This is a genomic window from Novosphingobium sp. ZW T3_23, assembly GCF_044987305.1.
Taxonomy (GTDB): domain Bacteria; phylum Pseudomonadota; class Alphaproteobacteria; order Sphingomonadales; family Sphingomonadaceae; genus Novosphingobium.
Genome location: NZ_JBJDRF010000004.1, coordinates 162,141 through 185,731, shown reverse-complemented (window position 1 = coordinate 185,731; position 23,591 = coordinate 162,141). Strand labels below are relative to the sequence as shown.

Sequence of the window (23,591 nt, the reverse complement as noted above, 5' to 3'; positions counted from 1 at the left end):
CTTCCCGCTACTACTTTGGCGGTTTCCTTCCGCTGATTTCCAGCTACATGGTCGCGAGCAGCGACAACCCATACCAGGGGTTCTGGGCCTACCAGCGGCTCTGGTATACATGAGGCGTTGTCGCGATGGCCCTCGTCGTCTCGCTTTGGGGGCTGCGAGGCGGCCCTCCGCGCGACTATGGTGAAAATGTTTCCTGAGTTTCCTGCTTCCGCCCTTCGACTTGCTTTCGACCGTGACGCCTTGCGCTCGAACTGGCAGGCGCTCGACCGCCTGTCCGGAACCGCCCGCGCCGGTGCGGCAGTGAAGGCGAACGGCTATGGCCTTGGCGCAAGGGAAGTCGTTCCGGTACTTCACGCCGCCGGCTGCCATGACTTCTTCGTCGCGCATTGGGGCGAGGCGCAGGACTTGCTGGGCTGCGTCAGCCCGGCGGCTCTTTCCGTCCTGCACGGCCCCCTGACCGCACAGGACGCCGCTTTCGCGCGCGAAACGGGCATCACGCCGGTCATCAATTCGCTTGCTCAGGCCCGTCGCTGGACCGAGGCAGGAGGCGGACGTTGCCACCTCATGGTCGATACCGGCATGAACCGGCTCGGCATTCGTCTGGAAGAGCTGGGCGACGAAGCCATCGCGGCGCTCGATATCGACGTGCTGATCTCGCACCTTGCCTCGGCCGAGGAGGAAACCGACCTCAATGCCGCGCAATGCACCCGCTGGCAGAGCGCGTGCAAGCAAGTGCCCCATGTTCGCGCCAGCCTGGCCAACAGCGCCGGCATTGCCCTTGGGAGCGATTACCACGGTGACCTGACCCGCCCCGGCATTGCGCTCTACGGCGGCGTCCCCCGCGCGGAGATGGCGAAGGACTTGCGGCAGGTGGTTCGTCCCGAAGCGGCGATCCTCCAGGTTCGCGATGTCCCCGCGGGCGAGACGATCGGCTACAACGCCACCTTCACGGCCGCCATGCCGATGCGGGTTGGCGCCATCGCGCTGGGCTATGCGGACGGTTATCTGCGTTCATGGTCCGGAAGAGGCATGTTCCGCGCCAAGGGCCATGAACTGCCGGTGCTCGGCCGCGTGAGCATGGACCTCACCGTTGTCGACCTGACCCATGCTCCGGATGTGGGCGAGGGCGACTGGATCGCGGCGGACTATGCGCTTCCCGAGGCAGCGGCGCAGTCCGGGCTTTCCCAGTACGAACTGCTTACCCTGCTCGGGCGAAGGTTCGGCCGCTAGGGTTACTTCCTTAGAGTTTTGCTGCGCAGCAATTTGTGTTGCGTTGCGACAAGGCCGGGTGGTAACCTGTTGTCATACTGGCCGGGAATAGGCGGATTGGGGATTGGCAAATGGCTGATACGGCGTCGCAGGACGACAACACGGTAATCATAAAAAAATACGCTAACCGTCGTCTCTACAATACACGTTCGTCGAGCTACATCACGCTCGATCACCTTGCGAAAATGACGCGCGAAGGCGTGGATTACAAAGTGCTCGATGCCAAGACCGGCACCGACATCACGCACACGATCCTGACGCAGATCATCATGGAGGAAGAATCGAACGGAGAGCAGATGCTCCCGGTCAACTTCCTGCGCGAACTGATCAGCATGTACGGCAATTCGATGCAGTCGCTGGTGCCGCACTATCTCGAAGCCTCGATGGACAATTTCCGGGCCAACCAGACGAAGCTGCACAAGGCTTTCGAGGATAGCCTGGGCAATAATCCGCTGGCGAAGCTGGCCGAACAGAACATGGCGATGTTCAAGGCCGCCGCCGCCGCCTTCATGCCCGGCGCCGAGAAGCCCGAGGCCAAGGCGCCGCCGGCCGAAGACGCCGGAGACCTTTCGGCACTGCGCGATCAGATGGCCGAAATCCAGAAGAGGCTTGACGCGCTGGGCAAATAAGGGTCTGCGCAGGTGCTCTCGCGGCGCGCAACGTGCCGCGACTTGCCTAGAATGCAACGGATGGTCCGTCGCATCGCTCAGTTCAGGAAGAAGCACCCGTGTCCGCCATTCGCCACGCCCTCTCCACCAAGCGCGAGGACGACTTCGCCCAGTGGTACCAGGAAGTCATTTCCGAGGCCGAGATGGCCGAGGAATCGGGTGTTCGCGGGTGCATGGTCATCAAGCCGTGGGGCTACGGCATCTGGGAGCGTATCCAGCGCCTCATGGATGACCGCATCAAGGCGGCGGGCGTCACCAACTGCTACTTCCCGCTGTTCATCCCGCTGTCCTACTTCGCCAAGGAAGCCGAGCACGTCGAAGGCTTCGCCAAGGAAATGGCGGTCGTCACCCACCATCGCCTGGTCGGAGACGGCAAGGGCGGCCTCGTTCCCGATCCCGAAGCGAAGCTGGAAGAGCCGCTGATCGTGCGTCCCACTTCGGAAACGGTGATCGGCGCCGCGATGGCGCGCTGGGTACAGTCGTGGCGCGACCTGCCGCTCATGGTGAACCAGTGGGCCAATGTCGTGCGCTGGGAAATGCGTACCCGCATGTTCCTGCGCACCAGCGAATTCCTCTGGCAGGAAGGCCACACGGCCCACGCCGACCGCGACGACGCCATGACCGAGACGCTGCGCGCCCTCGAAATGTACCGCGACTTCGCGGAGACCGAGCTGGCCATGCCGGTGATCGCCGGTGAAAAGCCGGAGAACGAACGCTTCCCCGGCGCCGTCGCGACCTATTCGATCGAAGCCATGATGCAGGACGGCAAGGCGCTTCAGGCCGGTACGTCGCATTACCTGGGTACGGGCTTCGCCGAGGCGGCGGGCATCCAGTACCAGGACAAGGAAGGCACGCAGCAATACGCCCACACGACCAGCTGGGGCACGTCCACGCGCATGGTCGGCGGCGTCATCATGACCCATGGCGACGACGACGGCCTTCGCGTGCCGCCGATGATCGCACCGCACCAGATCGTGATCCTGCCGATGCTGCGCGACAACGACGAGGACGAAGCGCTGCTCGCCTATTGCGAGGAACTGCGCAAATCGCTCGTTACCCAGTTCGCGCTGGGTGAGCCGCTGCGCGTCCTGCTGGACAAGCGTCCGGGCAAGGCCACGCAAAAGCGCTGGGCATGGGTCAAGAAGGGCGTCCCGCTCATTCTCGAAATCGGCGGCCGCGATGCTGCGGGCGGCCAGGTTTCGATGCTGCGCCGCGACAGGCTCTGGAACGAGGCGGCCAAGGCCAACTTCGTGGGACTGGCAAAGGAAGACTTCGTCACCCGCGCCGCCGCCGAGATCGAGTCCATCCAAACCTCGCTCTTCACCGAAGCCAAAGCCAAGCTCGAAGCCAACATCTCTCGCGCTGCCGGCTTCGACGAGCTTGCCGCTGCCTTCGCGGAAGACAAGCGCTATCCTGGCTGGGTCGAAGTCGAATGGTCGCGTCCGACCGGCTCGGCTCTCGAAGCCGTGGTGCAGAAGCTCAGGGCGCTCAAGCTCACCATCCGCAACACGCCGCTCGATGCCGCGCCCGTCACCGGTCAGTGCGTGTTCACCGGCGATCCGGCAGTGGAACGCATCTACGTCGCGAGATCCTACTGATCTGAAAGGAGCAAGAGGGCGTGCTGGGATCGATCAAGTACAATCTGACGAACCTGCTGAACTTCAAGGGCCGTGATGCGCGGCAGACCTTCTGGTTCTACGTCCTCTTCCTCGTCGTGATCCAGTATGCAGCGGGCATGGTGATTGCCATGCCGATGATGGGCGGGATCATGAAGGGCGCTTTCGTCGCCGCGCAGCAAGGCGTCACCGCCGAAGACATGAATGCGCGCGTCATGGCCCAGATGGCCGGGTACATGCGTACCTCGATGACGCTTTCGACGATCGTCTCGCTGACGGCCGGACTGCTGTTGCTGGCCTCGTTCGCGCGCCGGCTTCACGATTCCGGCAAACCGGGCTGGATCTCGGTCCTGACGTTCCTGCTTTCGCTGACCTCGAAGGCGATCGTCTGGTCCAGGATGGACGAGATTGTCTCCACGATGCAGCGGGTTTCGGCAGACAATCTCGAGACCGCCTTCGCCATGCAGTCGAAGGTCGTGGCCGCCAGCCTGCTCGGTTATGCGGCGATTCTCATCGTGATCGTCTTCGGAATCTGGCCGTCCAATCGGGGCCCGAACCGCTACGGAGAAGCTCCGGTTCGCTTCTGACCTCTTGCCATTCGGGCAGTCCGGCGTGACAAGCGCCTCCATGAACAAGATTCTGGTCGCAGCCGCACTTTCCGCCACGTTTCTCCCAGCGCTTCCTGCCGGAGCTGCGGATTCTGCGGCCGATTCGGCGGACACTTCACGGAACGGCACTGAGGGGCAGGTCTCCGAAGCTCGGATGCGCGCGGATGTCGAGAAGCTGGTTTCCTTCGGCACGCGCCACACGCTTTCCTCCGATACCGATCCGAAGCGCGGGATCGGCGCCGCCCGTCGCTGGGCCGCCGACGAGTTCCGCAAGACCTCGAAAGCTTGCGGGAACTGCCTTGAGGTCGTCATGCCCGAGACCATGGTCAGCGGCACCCGGATTCCTACCCCGGTGAAGATGGTCGATGTCGTCGCCATCCAGCGCGGCACCGAGCGTCCCAACGAAGTGGTGATCGTCCAGGGCCATATCGACAGCCGCGTGACCGACGTGATGGATGCGAAAAGCGACGCGCCCGGCGCCAACGACGATGCTTCGGGCACTTCGCTCGTGCTGGAAGCCGCACGCGTCCTCTCCAAGCGCAAATTCGCCGGTACGATCGTCTACGCCGCGCTTTCGGGCGAGGAGCAGGGGCTCTACGGCGGCAAGCTGCTCGCGGATTATGCCAAGCAGCAGGGCTGGACGGTAAAAGCGGTGCTCAACAACGACATCGTCGGCGGCACTCACGGGTCGGACGGCCTGATAGACGACCGCAACGTGCGGCTGTTTTCCGAAGGTCCGCGCGCAGACGCCACCGACAAGACCCGCGCAGACGCCCGCCGTTTCGGCGGAGAGAACGACAGCCCCGGCCGCAATATCTCCCGCTTCATCGCGGAACTGGCGGGCGGCGTGCAGGAGGATCTCGCCGTCCGCCAGGTCTGGCGCGCCGATCGCATGGGGCGCGGCGGCGACCAGTTGCCTTTCCTCGAACAGGGCAACCCCGCCGTGCGCTTCTCCGTGGCGATCGAGGACTACGAGCACCAGCACCAGGATCTGCGCACCGAGAACGGCATCAAGTACGGTGACACCATCGACGAGATGGACTTTCCCTATCTCGCCAAGGTGACCCGCCTCAACGTGGCGGCGTTGGCCGCACTGGCCGCCGCACCCATGCCGCCCACGGCGAAGGCCGACGCTGCCGTCAAGACCTGGACGGACGTCAAATGGACGCCGGTTGCGGGAGCGACCGCCTATTCGGTATGGCGCCGCCGCACCGACGCCGCGGAATGGGAACCGCAGCCACTGGTTGCCCGCACAACGCAGACCAGCGTCAAGCTTGACGGGCTGCGCGGCGATGACTGGATTCTGGGCGTTCGCTCGATCGCGGCGGATGGCAGCGTCAGCCCGATCGCCGCAGCCGTGCCGGGCGGAGGGTTTACCCCGCTTGCCCAATTGCCTTGACTTCCCCCATGATCGAATTTGCCCGCATGATCGAATTTGGATCATGGGATAACGGGATGGGGAAAGGTGCGATTACATCTATCGTGAACGATGCCTGCAGCGCGATACTTGCTGGCAGGCTGGCAAGGAAAACTATGTTGCCGGGTCGAAGCCGGCGTGACAACCGGCCTTCACAGACGGCGCGAGGCCGCAGTAACGACCAGGCCGTTTCGGCCAAGCAGTTCGGAGAGTGGGCGATTTCGGGCAACGGTGAGCAGACATGGCGTTGACGCAGCATTTTGACTATCTGCACGTCTTCGCGGGAATGCTCGTTGGCGTGCTCGTGGGGCTGACAGGCGTTGGCGGCGGCTCGCTCATGACGCCGCTGCTGGTGCTTCTCTTCGGGGTCAGTCCGCAAACGGCGGTCGGCACGGACCTGCTGTTCGCGGCCATGACGAAGATCGTCGGTTCGGTGGTCCACGGCAAACGCGAGACGGTGGAGTGGCGCATCGTGCGCCGCATGGCCTGCGGCAGCGTGCCGGCGGCGATCGTGACGCTCGGCTTCCTGTCCTGGTTCGGGAAGGTCGGAAATTCCACCGAGCACCTGATCATGGTGTCGCTCGCCGTCCTGCTGGGCATTACGGCGGTGGCGGTGATAGGCCGCAAGTGGCTGCTCCGCCTTGCTCGGGACATCGATCCGAACCAGCCCCGTTCACGGGTGCTGGGCAGCACCATACTGCTCGGTGCTGCAATCGGCATCGCCGTTTCCATCTCCTCGGTCGGCGCAGGCGCGATCGGCATGACGGTGCTGCTGGTGCTCTATCCCAAGCTGCCTGTCGCCCGTATCGTCGGTTCGGACATCGCCCATGCCGTACCCCTCGCGCTTATCGCCGGGTTCGGCCACTGGATGATCGGCGATGTCGACTTTGCGCTTCTGGGCGTGCTGCTGATCGGCTCCGTTCCGGGCGTCGTGATCGGCAGCTACCTGTCCTCGCACGCTTCCGACCGCATTCTCCAGCCGCTGCTTGCCTGCGTGCTAGCCGTGTCGTCCTGGCAGCTGTTCCTCAAGGCGAATACCGCGGACAAGCACGCGCAGGCTCCCGCCACGGCGCAAGGGGTCTCGATTGCCGGGGAGGCCGCGGCAAAGCAGCCCTAAGCCGTCAGCCGCATGCGGCGCCATTGCATTAGCGCGCATTCCGGCGCATGGCGGAAACCATGCCTTCCAAGAACCGGCCTGCGACGGGCCTGCCGACGCGCCAGCAAATCCTCGACCTTATCCAGAACTCGGCCGAAGCTGTCGGCAAGCGCGAGATTTCGCGCGCGTTCGGGCTGCAAGGCCATGAGAAGATCCAGCTCAAGGCGCTCCTCAAGGACATGGCCGAAGAAGGGCTGATCGACGGCAAGCGAACAGCGTTCCACCGCATGGGCGGCCTGCCGAAGGTCACGGTACTGCGGGTGGTCGATGTGGACGAAGGCGAACCCGTCGCCATCCCCGATACCTGGACGCCGGACGACGCCGCGCCGCCGCCGCGCATCCGTCTGATCGAGAAGGGCCGTTCCGCGCTGCGCAAGGGCGATCGCGTCCTGGCCCGCACGGAAGAGACCGCCACTGGATGGCGCGCCTATCCGATGAAGAAACTGATGCTGCGTTCGGAACAGATGCTCGGCGTCGTCGAGATCGACGGCGCGGGCAAGCCGTGGCTCGCCCCGGTGGACAAGCGCATTCGCAATTCCTCGCCCATCTCGGACCTCGGCGGCGCCGAAAAGGGAGAACTGGTGTTGGCCGAGCCGATCGGCCGCTCGGCGCGTCCTTCCGTCAAGGTGACAGAAGTGCTGGGTGAGCCGCTGGCGCCCAAGGCCTTCAGCCTGATCGCGATCCACAAGCACGGCATTCCCAACCACTTCGACGGCGAGACCATCGCCGAGGCCGAGCGCTCCGCGAAAATGCCGCTCAGCCACGACAAGCGCGAAGACTTGCGGCACCTTCCCATCGTCGCGATCGATCCTTCGGACGCGCGCGACCATGACGATGCCATCTGGGCCAAACCCAACGAGGAGGGCGGCTTCGACGCGCTCGTCGCTATCGCGGACGTTTCCTTCTACGTCCGGCCCGGCGGCCATATCGACCGCGAGGCGCGGCGGCGCGGCAACTCCGTCTATTTCCCGGACCGGGTCGTGCCGATGCTGCCCGAAGTGCTCAGTGCCGACGTCTGCTCGTTGCGCTCTGGTGAAGACCGCGCGGCGATGGCCTGCCATCTGAAGATCGACGGACAGGGCAAGGTGACCGAATGGCGCTTCACCCGCGCCCTCGTTCGCATCGACGAAGTCATCGCCTATGAAGAAGCGCAGGCCCGCATCGACGAGGGCCGCGCTCCGCAACACCTACAGGACTTGTGGGCCTGCTGGAAATTGCTGGCCAAGGCACGTTCGGATCGTGACCCGCTGGAACTGGATCTTCCCGAACGCCGCGTGAAGCTGGACGAGCAGGGCCGCATCACCGAGATCGCCATTCGCGAGCGGCTCGATGCGCACCGCGTGGTCGAGGATTTCATGATCTCCGCCAACGTGGCCGCTGCGAAGGCTCTCGAAGCCAAGGTGGCGCCGGTGGTCTACCGCGTCCACGAGACGCCGAGCCGCGAGAAGCTGACGTCGCTTAAGGACTATCTCGCGACGTTCGGCCGCAAGCTCTCGCTCGGCCAAGTCATTACGCCGGGCCTGTTCAACCGCATGCTTAAGGACATCGCGGACGAGAGCGAGAAGGCGCTGATCATGGAAGCGGTGCTGCGCAGCCAGACCCAGGCCTATTACGGCCCGCGCAACGAGGGCCACTTCGGCCTCGCGCTCGGCTCCTACGCGCACTTCACTTCGCCCATCCGCCGCTATGCAGACCTTCTGGTGCACCGCGCGCTCGTCGATGCATATGGCCTGGAGCAGCCCAAGCCCGATGGCGATATCCCCGCAGCTTCGGGCCTGTCCGACCGGGATCGCGACGACCTCGGTCGGGTCAGCGAGGCGATCAGCAATTTCGAACGCCGCGCCATGGAAGCCGAGCGCGAGACGATCGACCGTTACGTCGCCGCCTGGCTTTCGGGCCGCGTTGGGCAGGTGTTCGACACGCGCATTACCGGCGTGCAGAAATTCGGTTTCTTCGCCACGATCATCGGGCTTGGCGGCGACGGTCTGGTACCCGTCTCGACACTGGGCGACGAACGCTTTGCCTATGATGAAAAGGCACAAGTGCTGGAAGGTGAGGGCACCGGCACCACCTTCGGCATGGGCCAGATCCTGCGCTTGCGACTGGCGGAGGCCAACCCACTGACGGGAGCGCTGAAGTTCGAGCTGGAAGAGGGCGGCGGCCGCATCGAGCAGCGCGGCAAGCCGGTTGCGCTCAAGAAAAAAGGCAAGCACTTCGTCTCGCCGCGCGGACGGCCAGGGAACATCCGGCATCAAGGGCGGAAGAAGAAGTAAGGCGCGGAAGAAGAAGCCTCGTCGTCCCGGACTTGATCCGGGACCGCTGGCGGTCTTGAGAAGCCGCGCTGTCAGAACGGCGCTTTTCGGATAGTTGGGCGATGCTCGGCCAGCGGTCCCGGATCAAGTCCGGGACGACGGCTGTCTTCCCTAGCTCAGCCGCTCGATCGCATCTGCATCGAGCGTGCCGGGGATCACGAAGACCGGGCAGGGCATCTGCCCCAGGCCGGCGCCGGTGAAGTGCGTCACCAGCGGCCCCGGTCCGCCTTCCTTCGCCGCGCCGAGCACGAGCGCGGAGACCTCTCCGTTTTCCTTCAGGTATTCGCGCACGATCTTGATGTCTTCTCCCATGCGAACGGAGATGACCGGCATCTTAGCGCCTTGTGATAAAAGGTTTCCGGCAGCGGCTGTCACCAGCGTTTCGGCACGGGCCCGCGCCTCTTCCTCGATGGTCGCCTGGACGCCGCCGAAGGCATTGAATGGCTGGGGAGGGACGATGGCGAGAAGATGGAGGGCGCCGTCCGTCTTGGCCGCGCGGCGCGCGGCGAATTGCAGCGCCACCAGCGCTTCTTCCGTTTCGTCGACGATGACCAGGTAGATGCGCATGGGTTTCCTCTCGAAGGCGGCTTATCGGGCTATTCAGGTCATGGTGCAAGCCATCACGATTGCGAAAAAAGGATCGTGAAGGCGCTTGTGTGTGCGCGTCAACTTGTCCAAGGAAAGGCGGACCCCGCATACCTCCCCAAGGAAAACAAGGGACACACAAGCTTCCATGCCCATCGACATCAAGATGCCCGCCCTGTCCCCCACGATGGAAGAAGGGAAACTGGCAAAATGGCTGGTTAAGGAAGGCGACACCGTCAGCTCCGGCGACATCATGGCCGAAATCGAGACCGACAAGGCCACCATGGAATTCGAAGCCGTGGACGAAGGCGTCATCGGCAAGATCCTCGTGGCCGAAGGCACCGACGGCGTGAAGGTCGGCACCGTGATCGCCGTCCTTGCCGGTGAAGGCGAAGACGCCAGCGCCGTTGCCGCCGCACCTGCCAAGACCGAAGCGCCCAAGGCTGCCCCCAAGGCCGCCGAAGCCGCTCCGGCGCCTGCTGCCGCCGCACCTGCTCCTGCCGCCCCTGCCACCGCTTCGAAGGAAGGCCGCGTCGCAGCCTCGCCGCTCGCCAAGCGCGTCGCCGCCGACAAGGGCGTCGACCTTGCGAGCGTGAAGGGCTCCGGCCCCAACGGTCGCATCGTTCGCGCGGACGTCGAAGGCGCCAAGGCCGCTCTGGCCAAGCCTGCCGCCGCTGCTCCGGCTTCAGCCGCTGCCGCCACCGAAGCCAAGGCTCCGGCCGTCGACATGGCGCCCGAAACCCGCGCCCTGCTCGACGACCGCGTCCCGCACTCGGTCGAGAAGCTTTCGGGCATGCGCAAGGTCATCGCCAAGCGCCTGACCCAGTCCAAGCAGGAAGCACCGCACATCTACCTCTCGGTCGATGTCAACCTCGACAAGCTGCTGGCCCTGCGCGGCGAGATCAACTCCATGCTCGAAAAGCAGGGCGTGAAGGTCTCGGTCAACGACATGCTGGTGAAGGCGCTCGGCCGCGCACTGGTCGATGTGCCGGAATGCAACGTCACCTTCGCCGGCAACGAGCTGATCAAGTATGCCCGCGCCGACGTTTCGGTGGCCGTCTCGATCCCTGGTGGCCTGATCACCCCGATCGTCACCGACGCCAGCGGCAAGTCGTTCTCGCAGATCGCGCGCGACATGAAGGATCTTGGCACCCGCGCCCGTGAAGGCAAGCTCGCCCCCACCGAGTATCAGGGCGGCACCGCCTCGATCTCGAACATGGGCATGATGGGCATCAAGCAGTTCTCGGCCGTGATCAACCCGCCGCAATCGACCATCATGGCGATCGGCGCGGGCGACAAGCGTCCCTGGGTCATGCCCGACGGCACCCTGGGCGTCGCCACCGTCATGACCGCAACCGGCAGCTTCGACCACCGCGCGGTGGACGGTGCCGATGGCGCCCGCCTCATGGCCGCTTTCCGCGAATACGTGGAAACGCCGCTGAGCATGGTTGCCTGAAGTGACCGATGCACGACGTGACCCGGTGATCCGGGTCACGGCCATGCCGGCCGACGCCAATGCCTACGGAGACATCTTCGGCGGCTGGCTGATGAGCCAGATGGACATGGGTGCCGGCCTCGTCGCCGCCCGTCGCTCGCGCGGGCGCGCGGTGACGGTGGCGATGGACGGCATGCAGTTCCACCTGCCCGTAAAGGTAGGTGACGAAGTCTCGGTCTACGGCGAAATCCAGCGCGTGGGCCGCACGTCGCTGACCATCGCCATCGAGGCCTGGCGCCGCCACCGGCACGAAGAGGAAGAAGTGAAGGTGACGCAGGCCGTGTTCACCTTCGTCGCGGTGAACGAATTCGGCAAACCGCGCGCCATCGATCAGGAGAAGTAAGACAGTGGCTGATACCTACGACGTCATCGTCCTCGGTTCGGGCCCCGGCGGCTATGTCGCGGCCATCCGCGCCGCCCAGCTGGGCCTGAAGACCGCCATCGTCGAGCGCGAGCTGCTCGGCGGCATCTGCCTCAACTGGGGCTGCATCCCGACCAAGGCGCTGCTGCGCTCGGCTGAGGTGTTCCACCAGATGCAGCATGCCAAGAACTACGGCCTGGCCGCGGACAACATCACCGCCGACCTTGCCGCCATCGTCAAGCGTTCGCGCGGTGTTGCAGCCCAGCTCAACGCAGGTGTCACGCACCTGATGAAGAAGAACAAGATCACCGTCCACATGGGCACCGGCAAGCTGGTGGCCAAGGGCAAGCTGGCTGTGACCGACAAGGACGGCAAGACCGCCGAAGTCTCCGCCAAGCACATCATCGTCGCCACCGGCGCGCGTGCCCGCGAACTGCCCTTCGCCAAGGCCGACGGGAAGCGTATCTGGACCTATCGCCACGCGATGACCCCGTCCGAGATGCCGACCAAGCTGCTGGTCATGGGTTCGGGCGCGATCGGCATCGAATTCGCCAGCTTCTACAACGACATGGGCGTTGACGTCACTGTCGTCGAAATGCTCGACCGGATCGTGCCTGTCGAGGACAAGGACGTCTCCGCGTTCCTCGAAAAGGCCCTTACCAAGCAGGGCATGAAGATCATGACCGGCGCCGGCGTCGAGGCGATCACCGCCAACGACAAGGGCGTGAAGGCCAAGATCAAGGGCAAGGACGGCAAGGTCGTCGAGCACGACTTCAGCCATGTCATCTCGGCCGTGGGCATCGTGCCCAACACCGAGGAGATCGGCCTGGAAGCACTCGGCATCAAGGCCGACCGCGGCTTCATCCAGATCGACGACTACGGCCGCACCAATGCCGCCGGGATCTGGGCCATCGGCGACTGCACGCCCGGACCCTGGCTCGCCCACAAGGCCAGCCATGAAGGCGTGACCGCTGCCGAATCGATCGCCAAGGAACTCGGCAACAAGGACGTGCATCCGCACGGCCTCGACCGGAACAACATTCCGGGCTGCACCTACTGCCACCCGCAGATCGCTTCGGTCGGCATGACCGAGGAAAAGGCCAAGGAAGCGGGTTACACCGTCAAGGCCGGCACTTTCCCGTTCATCGGCAACGGCAAGGCGATCGCGCTGGGCGAACCGGAAGGCTTCGTGAAGACGGTGTTCGACGCCAAGACCGGCGAACTTCTGGGTGCCCACATGATCGGCGCGGAAGTGACCGAGATGATCCAGGGATATGTGGTGGGCAAGACGCTGGAAACCACCGAGGCGGAACTGATGCAGACCGTGTTCCCGCATCCGACGATCTCGGAAGCGATGCACGAATCGGTGCTGGCCGCTTACGGACGCGCGATCCACATCTGAGCCTTCGCCAGAGACGCAAAAGAGAAGGGCGGGCTTGCATGGGCTCGCCCTTTTTCTTGTTGGCGCTCGGTGTGGATATTCGCTTCAGAACGTCCGTGAGAGGATGACCAGCGTCGGGTCTCCGATAAACGGTTCCGGGATGAAGCCCTTGTCGCGTTCCACTTCGATGGCGGCGCTGTTCTCGCGGCTCTCGATCGCGATCACACGCTTGCAGCCGCGCTTCTCCGCCTGCTTGCCGAGGAAATCGAGCATGGCCCAGCCCACACCCTTGCCCTTGTGGTCTGCGCGCACCGAAATCGCGACTTCGGCCGTGTCTCCCTGATCGTCGAAGGCCAGAACGCCCGAGGCGATGATCTCTCCACGATCCGAGAAGCCCAGCCACGATTCGGTCTGGTAGTGATCCGCCTTCACGATCGGCGCGATCTGCTGGGGGCTCACCCGGTCGGCAGCCGCGAAGAAGCGGAAGCGGCGGTCGTCGTCGGTCACATGTTCGAAGAACTGCGAGAGGGCCTCGGCGTCGTCTTCCCGGGCCGGGCGAACGTCGAGCGCGATGCCCGAGCGAGTGGGCAGCGTGATGGCGTCATTCAAGGACATGGATCGAGACTCCGGTTGACTGGTATCGGATTCCTAAGCCTTTCTAACACGCAAGGTCTTGATCGGGATCATTATCCCTGCGCGTAGAGGCGGCAAGGCTAACACAGCCTGTCGCTTATGTCCCGCTGGCGAGACAGATCATGGGAAGACGGTGGCGTCCGCCGATTCATCGGTTAAGGTGGCGAGGAAACGGCGGTGCCCAAGTCCGCCGGGAACGAGTTCTGCCGGAGAGGATGCCGGCGAGAGGAGAAGGACATCATGGTCGAGGCCATCTATCCCGTGCCCAGCGAATGGGCGAAGAACGCCCTGATCGACGAGGCGCGCTACCAGGAGATGTATGCGCGCTCCATAGAAAATCCCGAAGGATTCTGGGCCGAGGAAGCGCAGCGGGTCGACTGGATCAAGCCGTTCAGCGTGGTGAAGCAGACCAGCTTCCACGAAGCCGACTTCGGCATTTCCTGGTTCACCGACGGCACGCTCAACCTCTCCGCCAACTGCCTCGATCGCCACCTTGCGGAACGCGGCGATGCCTTGGCGATTCTCTGGGAACCGGACGATCCGAAGAACCCGGAACGCCGCATCACCTACCGCGAACTCCACGAATCCGTGTGCCGCTTCGCCAACCTGCTCAAGGCCAGGGGCGTGAAGCGCGGCGAGCGGGTGACGATCTACCTGCCGATGGTGCCCGAGGCCGCCGTCGCCATGCTCGCCTGCGCGCGCATCGGCGCGATCCACTCGATCGTCTTTGCCGGCTTCTCTCCCGACGCGCTGGGCGGGCGCATCCAGGACTGCGACAGCCGCATCGTCCTGACCTCGGACGAGGGCCTGCGCGGCGGCAAGAAGATCGCGCTCAAGGCCAATGTCGATGAAGCGCTCAAGGCCTGCCCGGGTGTGGAAAGCGTGATCGTGCTGAGCCATACCGGTGCCGATGTACCGATGGTCGAAGGCCGCGACATCGACTGGGCTTCCGCCGTGGCGGAGCAGTCCCCGGACTGCGCGCCAGAGGAAATGAACGCGGAAGACCCGCTGTTCATCCTCTATACGTCCGGATCCACGGGCAAACCCAAGGGCGTGCTCCACACCACCGGCGGCTATTCGGTCTGGGCTTCGATGACCCACGAATATGTCTTCGACTACCGCCCAGGGCAGATCTACTGGTGCGCGGCGGATATCGGCTGGGTGACCGGCCATTCCTATGTCGTCTATGGTCCGCTGATGAACGGCGCGACCACGGTCATGTTCGAAGGCGTGCCCAACTTCCCCGATCCGAGCCGCTTCTGGCAGGTGGTCGACAAGTTCCAGGTCGAGATTTTCTACGGTGCCCCCACCGCTCTGCGCGCGCTGATGCGCGAGGGCGACGACTGGGTGAAGAAGACCTCGCGCAAGAGCCTGCGCCTGCTCGGCTCGGTGGGAGAGCCGATCAATCCCGAGGCCTGGTCCTGGTATCACGAAGTGGTGGGCGAGGGGCGCTGCCCGATCGTCGACACCTGGTGGCAGACCGAGACGGGCGGGGCGATGATAACGCCGCTGCCCGGCGCCACCGCGCTCAAGCCGGGCTCGGCCAGCAAACCGCTGTTCGGCGTGAAGCCGATGCTGCTCGATAACGACGGCTCCGTGCTGGAGGGCGCAGCGGACGGCTGCCTTGTCATTGCCGACAGCTGGCCCGGACAGATGCGTACAGTCTGGGGCGATCACGAGCGCTTCTTCCAGACCTATTTCACGACCTTCCCGGGCTATTACTTCACCGGCGACGGCTGCCGCCGCGACGAGGATGGCTATTTCTGGATCACCGGCCGCATCGATGACGTCATCAACGTCTCGGGCCATCGCATGGGCACGGCGGAAGTCGAATCCGCGCTCGTGGCGCATCCCGCCGTGGCCGAGGCGGCGGTCGTGGGCATGCCGCACGAGATCAAGGGGCAGGGCATCTATGCCTTCGTCACCTGCAACGCCGAAATCGAGCCTGACGAGGATTTGCGCCGCGAACTGATCAAATGGGTCCGGCACGAGATCGGCCCGATCGCGACGCCCGACGTGATCCAGTTCACGCCGAGCCTGCCGAAAACCCGCTCGGGCAAGATCATGCGCCGCATCTTGCGTAAGATCGGCGAGAATGACTTCTCGAGCCTCGGCGACACCTCCACGCTCGCCGATCCTTCGGTGGTCGACAACCTGATCGCGGGACGTCCACAACCGGCAGCCGCCTGAAGGACGCCAGACGGCCTCGCTCCGTCGGCAGGGATGGTTCGTCCCGAAATGGGGCTACCGAACCTGCCGACGCAGCAAATATGTCATGGAAGATACGTAAGGTTTCCGTCTCGTAAACTGAGGCGAATCCATGAACGCGACGCTTGCTGCCCCCTCAGCCACTATCAGGCCGGATCTTGAAAAAGGGCTCGGAGCCGCAGGAAAGATCGGCTTTGGCGCAGCCATCGTCGCGGCCTTGCTCTACGTGGCCTACAGCGTCTACTCCGACGCTGCGGCGGTCGGGGTAGAGCCCACGACCTATCTTCCGTTTCTGCTGCTGTTCGTGGCTCTCCTGATCGCGCTCGGGTTCGAGTTCGTGAACGGCTTCCACGATACCGCAAATGCCGTCGCCACGGTGATCTACACCAATGCCATGCCGGCCAATATTGCGGTGGTATGGTCGGGGTTCTTCAATTTCCTCGGCGTGCTGCTCTCGACCGGAGCCGTAGCCTTCGGCATCGTTTCGCTGCTGCCGGTCGAACTGATCCTGCAAGTAGGGTCGAACGCCGGCTTCGCGATGGTCTTCGCGCTGCTGCTGGCCGCGATCATCTGGAACCTGGCGACCTGGTGGCTGGGCATTCCCTCATCGAGTTCGCATACCCTGATCGGCTCCATCATCGGCGTCGGCGTGGCCAATGCCATGATGCACGGCAAGGGCGGCACGGCAGGCGTGGACTGGAGCAAGGCCACCGAGATCGGCCAGGCACTGCTGTTCTCGCCGCTGATCGGCTTCGGCGTGGCGGCGCTGCTGTTCCTCGCGATGAAGGTTCTCGTGCGCAAGCGCGAACTCTACGAGGAACCCAAGGACGGCCTGCCGCCGCCGCTCTGGATCCGCGCCTTGCTGATCTTCACCTGCACCGGTGTCAGCTTCGCCCATGGCTCCAACGACGGCCAGAAGGGCATGGGCCTGATCATGCTCATCCTGATCGGCACGGTGCCGACCGCCTACGCGCTCAACCGCGCCGTGCCGGAACGCTATACCGCCGAATTTCACGCCCGCTCCATCGCCGCCGAGACGACCCTGAGAGCTGCTGTTGGAACTGGAACCGGCGCCGACCTCGATCCCACGGAAGCACGCCGCCAGGTCACCGCCTATATCGCCGAAAAGAGTTTCACGCCCGAGACGCTCCCGGCTCTCTCTGCGCTTGTCCACCACGTCGATTCGCAGGTGATGGCATACGGCTCCCTCGCCAAGGTGCCGGCAGCGGCGGTGAGCAATATCCGCAACGACATGTACCTTGCCTCGGAAGCGATCAAAGGGCTGGGCAAGCAGAAGCCACGCGAACTATCCGAAACGGCGCAGGAAACCCTCGCCACCTACAAGTCCTCGCTGGACGCCGGCACGCGCTTCATCCCCACCTGGGTCAAGGTTGCGGTTGCCTTCGCACTGGGGCTTGGCACCATGGTGGGCTGGCGCCGCATCGTCGTGACCGTGGGCGAGAAGATCGGCAAGACGCACCTCACTTACGCCCAGGGCGCAGCCGCGGAACTGGTGGCGATGGGCACGATCCTGGGCGCCGACCACCTGGGACTGCCGGTTTCCACCACGCACGTCCTGTCCTCGGGCGTAGCGGGGACGATGGCCGCCAATCGGTCCGGCTTGCAGATGAGCACGGTCCGCAACCTGTTGATGGCCTGGGTGCTTACGCTGCCGGTCTCGATCGTCATCGCCGGCGGGCTTTACATGATCTTCTCCCAGGTCTTCTGATCATCGCCGTCTGAACGACAGGAAGGCGCCATGGCGAAGGACTCGCCGGAACTGATCCCGATCCAACCGTCCCATGGCGACATGGGACCGGGGCTGATCTGGGGCATGGACGTCAGCCCCGCCGGGGCCTTTGCGGTTGCCGATTGCGCGATACCGGCTGAAGGCGGCTTCCGCTGGCTCCACCTGAATCTGGCGCATCAACGGACGAGAAGCTGGATCGAACAGTTCGCGCTGCTGCCCACGGCGGCCCGGGAGTTGCTCCTTTCTGCCGATACCCATCAGCGCGCCTTGGTGGACGGGGATACGATCGCCTGCGTCCTCCACGATTTCGAGCGCGACTTCGACGTCGCCGACACCGCGCGCATCGGCGGCCTGCGCATGGCTCTCATGCCCGGACTGATGATCACCGCGCGGCTTCACCCCGTCCGCTCCGCCGACATAGTTCGCAATCGCCTGTCTCGCTGGACGGGCGCATTTGCCGCGGCTCAGGCGCTGGAATTGCTGGTTGGCGCAATCAACGAGAACATGGCCGATATCTGCCGATCGCTGAGCGCCGAGGTGCAGCATGTCGAGGATGCCTTCCTGGATGCGCGCAACCCTCCCAAGGCGCGCGATCTCATCGGCATCCGCCGCCGCCTGGCCCAGATCCAACGCATCATTTCCGGAATGCGCGGCGTTTTTCAGCGCCTGGAAAAGGACGAGGATCTTCCCGAACCCCTGCTTCCCAGCGTCGAGAAGATCGCCCAGCGCATACAGTCGCTGGACGGCGACGTGGCGGGCGTGCAATCGCAACTCCGGCTTCTGCGCGAAGAACTGGACATTCAGGAATCGCAGCGGACCAACCAGAACCTCTACATCCTGTCCATCGTCACCGCCCTGATGCTCCCCGCGACCCTTGTCACCGGCATCTTCGGCATGAATACGGGCGGGCTGCCGTTCGCCCAGGGGCCCTTCGGCACGATCCACGCCACCCTCATGGCCGGCGGGGCCGCTATCGCGACTTACCTGCTGCTGCGCTGGATGGGGTTCATGCGCCGCTGATCGAGCGACGCCCACGAAAGCGGGTGGCGGACAGGGTGGGATTCGAACCCACGGTGAGCTTCCACCCACGGCGGTTTTCAAGACCGCTGCCTTAAACCACTCGGCCACCTGTCCGTTCGAGAGAGCGAATAGAGAAATCGGAGCCGCTTGCAAGCCTCCACTGCAAGCGGTTGTGCATGGAATACTGTCGCAAGCGCGTGTCGAACGGGACGGAAGGTCGTTGGCTTGCGGCAACTGTCCCCGTCAGATGTGGATCGGGCATTTGCAAGACCGCCGCATTGTGCAAGGTTTGCAGGGATGACTCTATCCTCGAAGCTCCGTTCCCTGCGCCGTCCCCTCCTTGCAGCTGCTCTCACCCTCGTGCCTACCGCGTCGATCGATGCGCAGCCGGTCGTGCAAAGCATCGCGCAAAGCTCAGCCCCACAGACCGTCGCGGGGCAGACTTTCGAAGGCTATCTGCAAACCGTGGGAGCAAGGGCCCGCCGCGAGGGTGTCAGCAGCGCCACGATATCGCGCGTGTTGACGGGGCTCGTGCCGAACCAGCGGGTTGTCGAACTCGACTCCGCGCAGCCGAGCCGCTCCACTACGCCGCCGCCGGTGGCGCCCTATATCGCCCAGCACGTCGGCCCCAGCATCATTGCGCGGGGGCGGTCCCGCTATTCCGAGCTTTCCGGCATCCTGCCCTCGATCGAACGACGCTATGGCGTTCCGGCACCGATGCTTTTCGCCATCTGGGGCCATGAGACGAACTACGGCAGCTACCTGGGAGACTTCGACCTGGCCCGCTCGCTCGCGACGCTGGCCTGGGAGGGGCGCCGTCGCGCCCTGTTCGAGGGCGAGTTGATCGCCTTGCTCAAGATGGTGGACCAGGGCGTTCCCACCTATCGCCTCAAGGGCAGTTGGGCGGGGGCCTTCGGCTATCCGCAGTTCCTGCCGAGCGTCTACCTGAAGCTGGCCGTAGATGGCGACGGCAACGGCACGCGGGACATCTTCACGAGCCCGGCGGATACGATTGCATCCATCGCCAACTACTTCCGCGATGCCGGATGGCGTCCCGGCCAACCCTGGGGCGTTCCTGTCTCGCTGCCCCCCGGCTTCAGCGCGAATGCCTATTCGAGCAAGCTTTCCGCGCCCAGTTGCGACCGCGTCCATGCGCGCCACGGCCAGTGGAAGACCGTATCCGAATGGCGCGCGCTGGGTCTATCCCCGCAGCGGGCTCTTGCCGGGGACGTGCTCACATCGCTGTTTCAGCCGGATGGGCCCGGCACGCCCGCCTATCTGTTAACCGGTAATTATCGCGTCATCCTTCAGTACAACTGCTCCAATTATTATGCGTTGTCCGTAGGATTGCTTGCAGATGAGATTGCCCGCTAACCGTTCCTGGCTGCTCGCCGTATCGGTTCTGACAATGGCAGCGTCAGGCCCGGCAGGGGACTATCCGATAGTGGTGGGCGAGCCCTTCGTCATCGGCACCACGACCTGGACGCCGACCGACAAGCTCAACTACGATGCCGTGGGCTATGGCGCGGTCGGTGCCGGACCCGGCTTGAGCGCCGCGCACAAGACGCTCCCTCTGCCCAGCTACGTGGAAGTGACCGCACTCGATAGTGGCCGTACCATTCTCGTCCGCCTCGAAAGACGCGGGCCCATGGCCAATGACACTTTGCTGGAACTCTCGCCCGACGCGGCTTCGCAGCTTGGCTTCGCGCCGGGCGTTCGCGCGCCGATCCGGGTGCGGCGCGTCAATCCGCCGGAAGTCGAGCGTGCCGCGCTCCGAAGCGGCGGCACGGTTCCCGAGCGCATGGAAACGCCGGAAGGGCTCCTGAAGGTTCTGCGCCGGAAACTGGCGGAGCAGGCGCCGCTCAAGCAACCTCCATCCACACCGCCGATGATGCCGAAGGAGCCTTTCGCAAACGTGCGTCTTTCCGCCCCGAAGCCAGTTCCGGTCGCGCCGGTCCTGAGCGCTCTGCCAGCTCCCGCCAGCGCAACGGCAGTCCGCGCACCTTCGGCCCGCATGGCCGAAACGACGAAAGACCCGCATATCGTGCAAGTCGGCGCCTTTGCAGTGGAGGAAAATGCGCGCAGGACCGCCGCGAAGCTGAAGGCCACGACAACCCTAAGCGGCAAATTCTGGCGCGTGAGCATGGGCCCCTTCGCAAATCGTGCACAAGCTGCCGCAGCGCTGGAGAAGGCCAGGGCGGCAGGGTATAGCGACGCACGAATCCAGCGCGCGGATTGATAAAGGGTCGTTTCGCGCGCCGCCACCGCGCCTGTCCTGGGCGTGCGGGAGAAGTTGCGTCTTGAAATCCTTCCTGAAGTCCGCCCTCCTGTTCGCCGCCCCGGCAAGCCTTGTCGTCGCGGGCATCTCCGGCCCGGCAGGCGCAGCGATCCCCACGCCGCCGCCAGAACTGGCACCGATCCCGGTGAGCATCCTCGTCGATATCGGCTCGGGTCAGGTGCTCGTGCAGAGGCGGCCGGACGTGCCGTTTCTTCCCGCGTCGGTCACCAAGGTGATGACGGCCTTCGTCGCCTTCGAAGAGATCGACGCAGGCCGTCTCAGCCTGGACAGGCAGTTTTCCGTCCGGCCCGAAACGGCAAAGGAATGGTTCGCAAAAGGTACTTCCATGTACCTGACGGAAAAAGATAAACCCACCGCCCGCGATTTGCTTCATGGCGTCATGACGGCCTCGTCCAACGACGGGGCCGTAGTCCTGGCGGAAGGTTACGCGGGTAGCGTCGGGGCATGGACGGACATGATGAACGCCGCCGCCCGCCGTATCGGCATGACGGGCAGCCATTATCACACGCCGAACGGCTGGATGGACGACGGCCATACCTACATCACCGCCAGCGACATGGTGAAACTGGCCGACGCCATGATCACGCGGCATCCGCAGCTTTATCACGAGTTCTCGGGCGTAAAGCGCTACCTTTGGCGCGACGTCGCCATGCGCAGCCACGACCCCACCGTTGGCGTCGTTCCCGGCGCGGACGGCATCAAGACCGGCTACACGCGCGAGGCAGGCTACAATTTCCTCGGCACGGCAGAGCGCGGCGGCCGCCGTCTCGTCATGATGCTGGCCGCCTCGCCGTTGCCGAAGGTGAGGGACGATGCTGCCAAGGCCTTGCTGGAATGGGGCTTCTCCGCCTGGGACGCGCGCCACCTCTTCGACCAGGGGCAGCCGGTCGGCCAGGCCAAAGTGCAGGGCGGCGATGCGCGATCGGTCCCGCTCGTCGCCAACCGCGAAGTCCACGCGACCTTGCCGAAGGGCGGTCACGAGAAGATTTCGGTGGCGATACATTACAAGGGGCCGCTGGTGGCCCCGATCCGCAAGGGCGATCAGGTCGGCGAGCTCGAAATCAAGGTCGAAGGCCTCGCTCCCGGTCACGTCCCGCTCTACGCCGGCAAGGACGTGGGCGTCGCCGGACCGCTGGACAGAATGATGAACGGGCTTATCAGCTTCTTCTCATGATCCGAGGACGATTCATTGCGCTGGAAGGCGGGGAAGGGGCGGGCAAGTCCACCCAGTCGCGCCTCTTGGCAGAGGCCTTGCGCGCGAAGGGCATCGAAGTCGTAACGACCCGCGAACCGGGCGGCACGGCCGGAGCCGAAGCGATCCGCTCGCTGCTTCTCCATGGCGTCGGCGGCGACGATGCGGACGAGCAGGACGGCTGGGGCCCGCGCGCGGAGGCGCTGTTGTTCGCCGCCGCTCGTTCGGACCATGTCGAAAAGCTGATTCGGCCGGCCATCGATCGCGGCGCCTGGGTGATCTGCGACCGGTTCCTCGATTCGAGCCGGGCATACCAGGGCGGCGGCGGCGGCCTGTCGGACGCCGATATCCGCACCCTGCACGGGATCGGCAGCGAAGGCCTCCTGCCGGATGTCACGGTGCTCATAGAAGTCTCGCCTGAAGTCGCGGCCGCGCGGCTGGCCTTGCGCGACGTCGACGGCACCGACCGTATCGGCGGCCGCGAAGCCGCCTATCACAGCCGCGTTGCGCAGGCCTTCTCCGGCTTTGCGAATGCAGAACCGGCGCGTTTCGCCCGCATCGACGGCGACGGTACGCCCGAAGAGACCTGCGCCCGCATTCTCGCGGCTCTGGACCTGCACCCATGAGCGCGGACCTGCCGTTCATCGGGCAGCGGGCGGCGTGGCAGGAGTGGCTCGCGGCCCTGGCTTCCGAACGCATGCATCATGCCTGGCTGTTCTCGGGAGGCAAAGGGCTCGGCAAGGCAGCCTTCGCCCGCACCGCTGCGGCGGAGCTGGTTCGAACGCCCTGCGATGCCCGTCCGGATCCTGAAAAGCACCCGGACATCCATGTTCTGGAACATCTGCCCGCCAACGACGACGAGGCCAAGAAAAAGGCCGAAGGAAAGCCCTACCAGACCAAGCGCAACATCTCGGTCGATCAGGTTCGCGAGATGATCCGACGCCTGGCCACGAAACCGACCATGGGCGATCGCCGCGCGATCATCATCGATCCCGCCGACGACATGGAGAAAAGCGCCGTCAACGCCTTGCTCAAGGCCCTGGAGGAGCCTCCCGCCGGAACGTACTTCCTCCTGCTGGCGCATCAACCTGGCCGATTGCTGCCGACGATACGTTCGCGCTGCCGCGTCCTGCGCTTTGCCGCGCTCGACGAGCACGAACTCGACGAGGCGATCCGCCGCGACCTGCCGCACGCCGATGGCGAGACCAGACGGGCAGCGATCGCGGCATCGCATGGCGCCCCCGGCGTGGCCCTGAGCTTTGTGGAGCACGATCTCGGCCAGATCCACGACTTGATGATGCGAATTCTCGATCAAGGCGATGCCGAGTACCACTTGCGCGGCCGCCTGGCCGAGGAAATGGGCACGCGACCGGCGCGGGAGCGGCAACTGGCAACCCTGGAACTTGCGCGGACCGCTCTTGCCAATGCGCTGGCCGCTGCATCGCCCGCGCGCCAGAAACGCCTCATTGAGGCGCACGGCACTTTGACGCGGCTTTCCACCCAGGCGCCTACGTATAATTTCGAGGCAGGCCTGCTCATTATGGAAATTGGCGGGTTGCTGGCTTCGACAGCGATGCCTAGAGAGGCGGTTCGCTAGAAACTCCTGCAAAGAAAGCGCGAC

21 protein-coding genes, 1 tRNA gene and 1 pseudogene are annotated in these 23,591 nt (G+C 64.6%); 20 read left to right on the top strand and 3 right to left on the bottom strand.

Features of this window, described 5'->3' with window-relative positions:
* Positions 1–11: 11 nt before the first annotated feature.
* The 9 genes and pseudogenes from ACI3K3_RS04275 to ACI3K3_RS04235 form a co-directional block, all read left to right on the top strand.
* Positions 12–197: pseudogene (locus tag ACI3K3_RS04275) on the top strand (MFS transporter); the annotation flags it as partial.
* Positions 187–1,230, top strand: coding sequence for an alanine racemase (gene alr / locus ACI3K3_RS04270; protein WP_404912376.1), 1,044 nt, complete (start codon positions 187–189; stop codon positions 1,228–1,230). The pseudogene ACI3K3_RS04275 and the gene alr, both read left to right, overlap by 11 nt.
* A 110-nt stretch (positions 1,231–1,340) precedes the next feature.
* The gene (gene phaR, locus ACI3K3_RS04265) at positions 1,341–1,898 is read left to right on the top strand and encodes a polyhydroxyalkanoate synthesis repressor PhaR (protein WP_404912311.1); all 558 of its coding nucleotides are present in this window, start codon (positions 1,341–1,343) and stop codon (positions 1,896–1,898) included.
* 98 nt (positions 1,899–1,996) lie between these two features.
* Positions 1,997–3,535 (top strand): proline--tRNA ligase, encoded by a 1,539-nt coding sequence (gene proS / locus ACI3K3_RS04260; RefSeq protein WP_404912309.1) that lies wholly within the window; start codon positions 1,997–1,999, stop codon positions 3,533–3,535.
* A 20-nt stretch (positions 3,536–3,555) separates the two neighbouring features.
* Complete coding sequence (locus ACI3K3_RS04255) at positions 3,556–4,140, top strand: DUF805 domain-containing protein (protein WP_404912307.1); 585 nt, start codon at positions 3,556–3,558, stop codon at positions 4,138–4,140.
* A 40-nt stretch (positions 4,141–4,180) separates the two neighbouring features.
* Positions 4,181–5,560: a M28 family peptidase gene (locus tag ACI3K3_RS04250; protein ID WP_404912306.1), complete on the top strand. Its 1,380-nt coding sequence runs from the start codon at positions 4,181–4,183 to the stop codon at positions 5,558–5,560.
* 8 nt (positions 5,561–5,568) lie between these two features.
* Positions 5,569–5,829: a hypothetical protein gene (locus ACI3K3_RS04245; protein WP_404912304.1), complete on the top strand. Its 261-nt coding sequence runs from the start codon at positions 5,569–5,571 to the stop codon at positions 5,827–5,829.
* The gene (locus tag ACI3K3_RS04240) at positions 5,820–6,695 is read left to right on the top strand and encodes a sulfite exporter TauE/SafE family protein (RefSeq protein ID WP_404912303.1); all 876 of its coding nucleotides are present in this window, start codon (positions 5,820–5,822) and stop codon (positions 6,693–6,695) included. The genes ACI3K3_RS04245 and ACI3K3_RS04240 overlap by 10 nt, the downstream gene beginning before the upstream one ends.
* A gap of 59 nt (positions 6,696–6,754) precedes the next feature.
* Positions 6,755–9,007 carry a ribonuclease R family protein gene (locus ACI3K3_RS04235; RefSeq protein ID WP_404912301.1) on the top strand — a complete coding sequence of 751 codons (2,253 nt, stop codon included), beginning with the start codon at positions 6,755–6,757 and terminating at the stop codon, positions 9,005–9,007.
* 150 nt (positions 9,008–9,157) lie between these two features.
* Here the strand turns inward: ACI3K3_RS04235 and ACI3K3_RS04230 are convergent, their stop codons facing one another.
* Positions 9,158–9,613 carry a universal stress protein gene (locus tag ACI3K3_RS04230; RefSeq protein WP_313441408.1) on the bottom strand — a complete coding sequence of 152 codons (456 nt, stop codon included), beginning with the start codon at positions 9,611–9,613 and terminating at the stop codon, positions 9,158–9,160.
* 166 nt (positions 9,614–9,779) lie between these two features.
* On the opposite strand from ACI3K3_RS04230, the gene ACI3K3_RS04225 reads away from it, so the two are divergent.
* Genes ACI3K3_RS04225 through lpdA form a run of 3 tightly spaced genes read left to right on the top strand, consistent with a single transcriptional unit; the run spans position 9,780 to position 12,889 of the window.
* Complete coding sequence (locus ACI3K3_RS04225) at positions 9,780–11,087, top strand: pyruvate dehydrogenase complex dihydrolipoamide acetyltransferase (RefSeq protein WP_404912298.1); 1,308 nt, start codon at positions 9,780–9,782, stop codon at positions 11,085–11,087.
* 43 nt (positions 11,088–11,130) lie between these two features.
* The gene (locus tag ACI3K3_RS04220; RefSeq protein WP_081673882.1) at positions 11,131–11,469 is read left to right on the top strand and encodes an acyl-CoA thioesterase; all 339 of its coding nucleotides are present in this window, start codon (positions 11,131–11,133) and stop codon (positions 11,467–11,469) included.
* A gap of 4 nt (positions 11,470–11,473) precedes the next feature.
* Positions 11,474–12,889, top strand: coding sequence for a dihydrolipoyl dehydrogenase (gene lpdA / locus ACI3K3_RS04215; protein ID WP_404912297.1), 1,416 nt, complete (start codon positions 11,474–11,476; stop codon positions 12,887–12,889).
* A gap of 84 nt (positions 12,890–12,973) precedes the next feature.
* Here lpdA and ACI3K3_RS04210 read toward each other — a convergent pair whose 3' ends face one another.
* The gene (locus tag ACI3K3_RS04210) at positions 12,974–13,483 is read right to left on the bottom strand and encodes a GNAT family N-acetyltransferase (RefSeq protein WP_404912295.1); all 510 of its coding nucleotides are present in this window, start codon (positions 13,481–13,483) and stop codon (positions 12,974–12,976) included.
* 258 nt (positions 13,484–13,741) lie between these two features.
* On the opposite strand from ACI3K3_RS04210, the gene acs reads away from it, so the two are divergent.
* The 3 genes from acs (at position 13,742) to ACI3K3_RS04195 (ending at position 18,479) form a co-directional block, all read left to right on the top strand.
* Positions 13,742–15,691 (top strand): acetate--CoA ligase, encoded by a 1,950-nt coding sequence (gene acs / locus ACI3K3_RS04205; protein ID WP_404912293.1) that lies wholly within the window; start codon positions 13,742–13,744, stop codon positions 15,689–15,691.
* A gap of 130 nt (positions 15,692–15,821) precedes the next feature.
* A complete protein-coding gene (locus tag ACI3K3_RS04200) occupies positions 15,822–17,438 on the top strand; it encodes an inorganic phosphate transporter (RefSeq protein ID WP_404912291.1) in 1,617 nt (538 codons plus the stop codon).
* A gap of 30 nt (positions 17,439–17,468) precedes the next feature.
* Positions 17,469–18,479, top strand: coding sequence for a transporter (locus ACI3K3_RS04195; protein WP_404912289.1), 1,011 nt, complete (start codon positions 17,469–17,471; stop codon positions 18,477–18,479).
* A gap of 24 nt (positions 18,480–18,503) precedes the next feature.
* Here ACI3K3_RS04195 and ACI3K3_RS04190 read toward each other — a convergent pair.
* Positions 18,504–18,593, bottom strand: a tRNA-Ser gene (locus ACI3K3_RS04190).
* A gap of 183 nt (positions 18,594–18,776) precedes the next feature.
* On the opposite strand from ACI3K3_RS04190, the gene ACI3K3_RS04185 reads away from it, so the two are divergent.
* The 5 genes from ACI3K3_RS04185 (at position 18,777) to ACI3K3_RS04165 (ending at position 23,567) form a co-directional block, all read left to right on the top strand.
* Positions 18,777–19,853 carry a lytic transglycosylase domain-containing protein gene (locus ACI3K3_RS04185; protein WP_404912287.1) on the top strand — a complete coding sequence of 359 codons (1,077 nt, stop codon included), beginning with the start codon at positions 18,777–18,779 and terminating at the stop codon, positions 19,851–19,853.
* A complete protein-coding gene (locus ACI3K3_RS04180) occupies positions 19,837–20,718 on the top strand; it encodes an SPOR domain-containing protein (protein ID WP_404912285.1) in 882 nt (293 codons plus the stop codon). Before ACI3K3_RS04185 ends, ACI3K3_RS04180 begins: the two co-directional genes overlap by 17 nt.
* 61 nt (positions 20,719–20,779) lie before the next feature.
* Positions 20,780–21,952: a D-alanyl-D-alanine carboxypeptidase family protein gene (locus ACI3K3_RS04175; protein WP_404912283.1), complete on the top strand. Its 1,173-nt coding sequence runs from the start codon at positions 20,780–20,782 to the stop codon at positions 21,950–21,952.
* The gene (gene tmk / locus ACI3K3_RS04170) at positions 21,949–22,596 is read left to right on the top strand and encodes a dTMP kinase (RefSeq protein ID WP_404912282.1); all 648 of its coding nucleotides are present in this window, start codon (positions 21,949–21,951) and stop codon (positions 22,594–22,596) included. The genes ACI3K3_RS04175 and tmk overlap by 4 nt, the downstream gene beginning before the upstream one ends.
* Entirely contained in the window at positions 22,593–23,567 is a 975-nt protein-coding gene (locus ACI3K3_RS04165) for an AAA family ATPase (RefSeq protein ID WP_404912281.1), read from the top strand. Before tmk ends, ACI3K3_RS04165 begins: the two co-directional genes overlap by 4 nt.
* The last annotated feature ends 24 nt before the right edge of the window (positions 23,568–23,591 follow it).

Coding starts and splice junctions, on each gene's coding strand:
- alr (WP_404912376.1), top strand. CDS start 187: ATGTTTCCTGAGTTTCCTGCTTCCGCCCTTCGACTTGCTTTCGACCGT.
- phaR (WP_404912311.1), top strand. CDS start 1,341: ATGGCTGATACGGCGTCGCAGGACGACAACACGGTAATCATAAAAAAA.
- ACI3K3_RS04250 (WP_404912306.1), top strand. CDS start 4,181: ATGAACAAGATTCTGGTCGCAGCCGCACTTTCCGCCACGTTTCTCCCA.
- ACI3K3_RS04245 (WP_404912304.1), top strand. CDS start 5,569: ATGATCGAATTTGCCCGCATGATCGAATTTGGATCATGGGATAACGGG.
- ACI3K3_RS04240 (WP_404912303.1), top strand. CDS start 5,820: ATGGCGTTGACGCAGCATTTTGACTATCTGCACGTCTTCGCGGGAATG.
- ACI3K3_RS04235 (WP_404912301.1), top strand. CDS start 6,755: ATGCCTTCCAAGAACCGGCCTGCGACGGGCCTGCCGACGCGCCAGCAA.
- ACI3K3_RS04230 (WP_313441408.1), bottom strand. CDS start 9,613: ATGCGCATCTACCTGGTCATCGTCGACGAAACGGAAGAAGCGCTGGTG.
- ACI3K3_RS04225 (WP_404912298.1), top strand. CDS start 9,780: ATGCCCATCGACATCAAGATGCCCGCCCTGTCCCCCACGATGGAAGAA.
- ACI3K3_RS04220 (WP_081673882.1), top strand. CDS start 11,131: ATGCCGGCCGACGCCAATGCCTACGGAGACATCTTCGGCGGCTGGCTG.
- ACI3K3_RS04210 (WP_404912295.1), bottom strand. CDS start 13,483: ATGTCCTTGAATGACGCCATCACGCTGCCCACTCGCTCGGGCATCGCG.
- acs (WP_404912293.1), top strand. CDS start 13,742: ATGGTCGAGGCCATCTATCCCGTGCCCAGCGAATGGGCGAAGAACGCC.
- ACI3K3_RS04200 (WP_404912291.1), top strand. CDS start 15,822: ATGAACGCGACGCTTGCTGCCCCCTCAGCCACTATCAGGCCGGATCTT.
- ACI3K3_RS04195 (WP_404912289.1), top strand. CDS start 17,469: ATGGCGAAGGACTCGCCGGAACTGATCCCGATCCAACCGTCCCATGGC.
- ACI3K3_RS04185 (WP_404912287.1), top strand. CDS start 18,777: ATGACTCTATCCTCGAAGCTCCGTTCCCTGCGCCGTCCCCTCCTTGCA.
- ACI3K3_RS04180 (WP_404912285.1), top strand. CDS start 19,837: ATGAGATTGCCCGCTAACCGTTCCTGGCTGCTCGCCGTATCGGTTCTG.
- tmk (WP_404912282.1), top strand. CDS start 21,949: ATGATCCGAGGACGATTCATTGCGCTGGAAGGCGGGGAAGGGGCGGGC.
- ACI3K3_RS04165 (WP_404912281.1), top strand. CDS start 22,593: ATGAGCGCGGACCTGCCGTTCATCGGGCAGCGGGCGGCGTGGCAGGAG.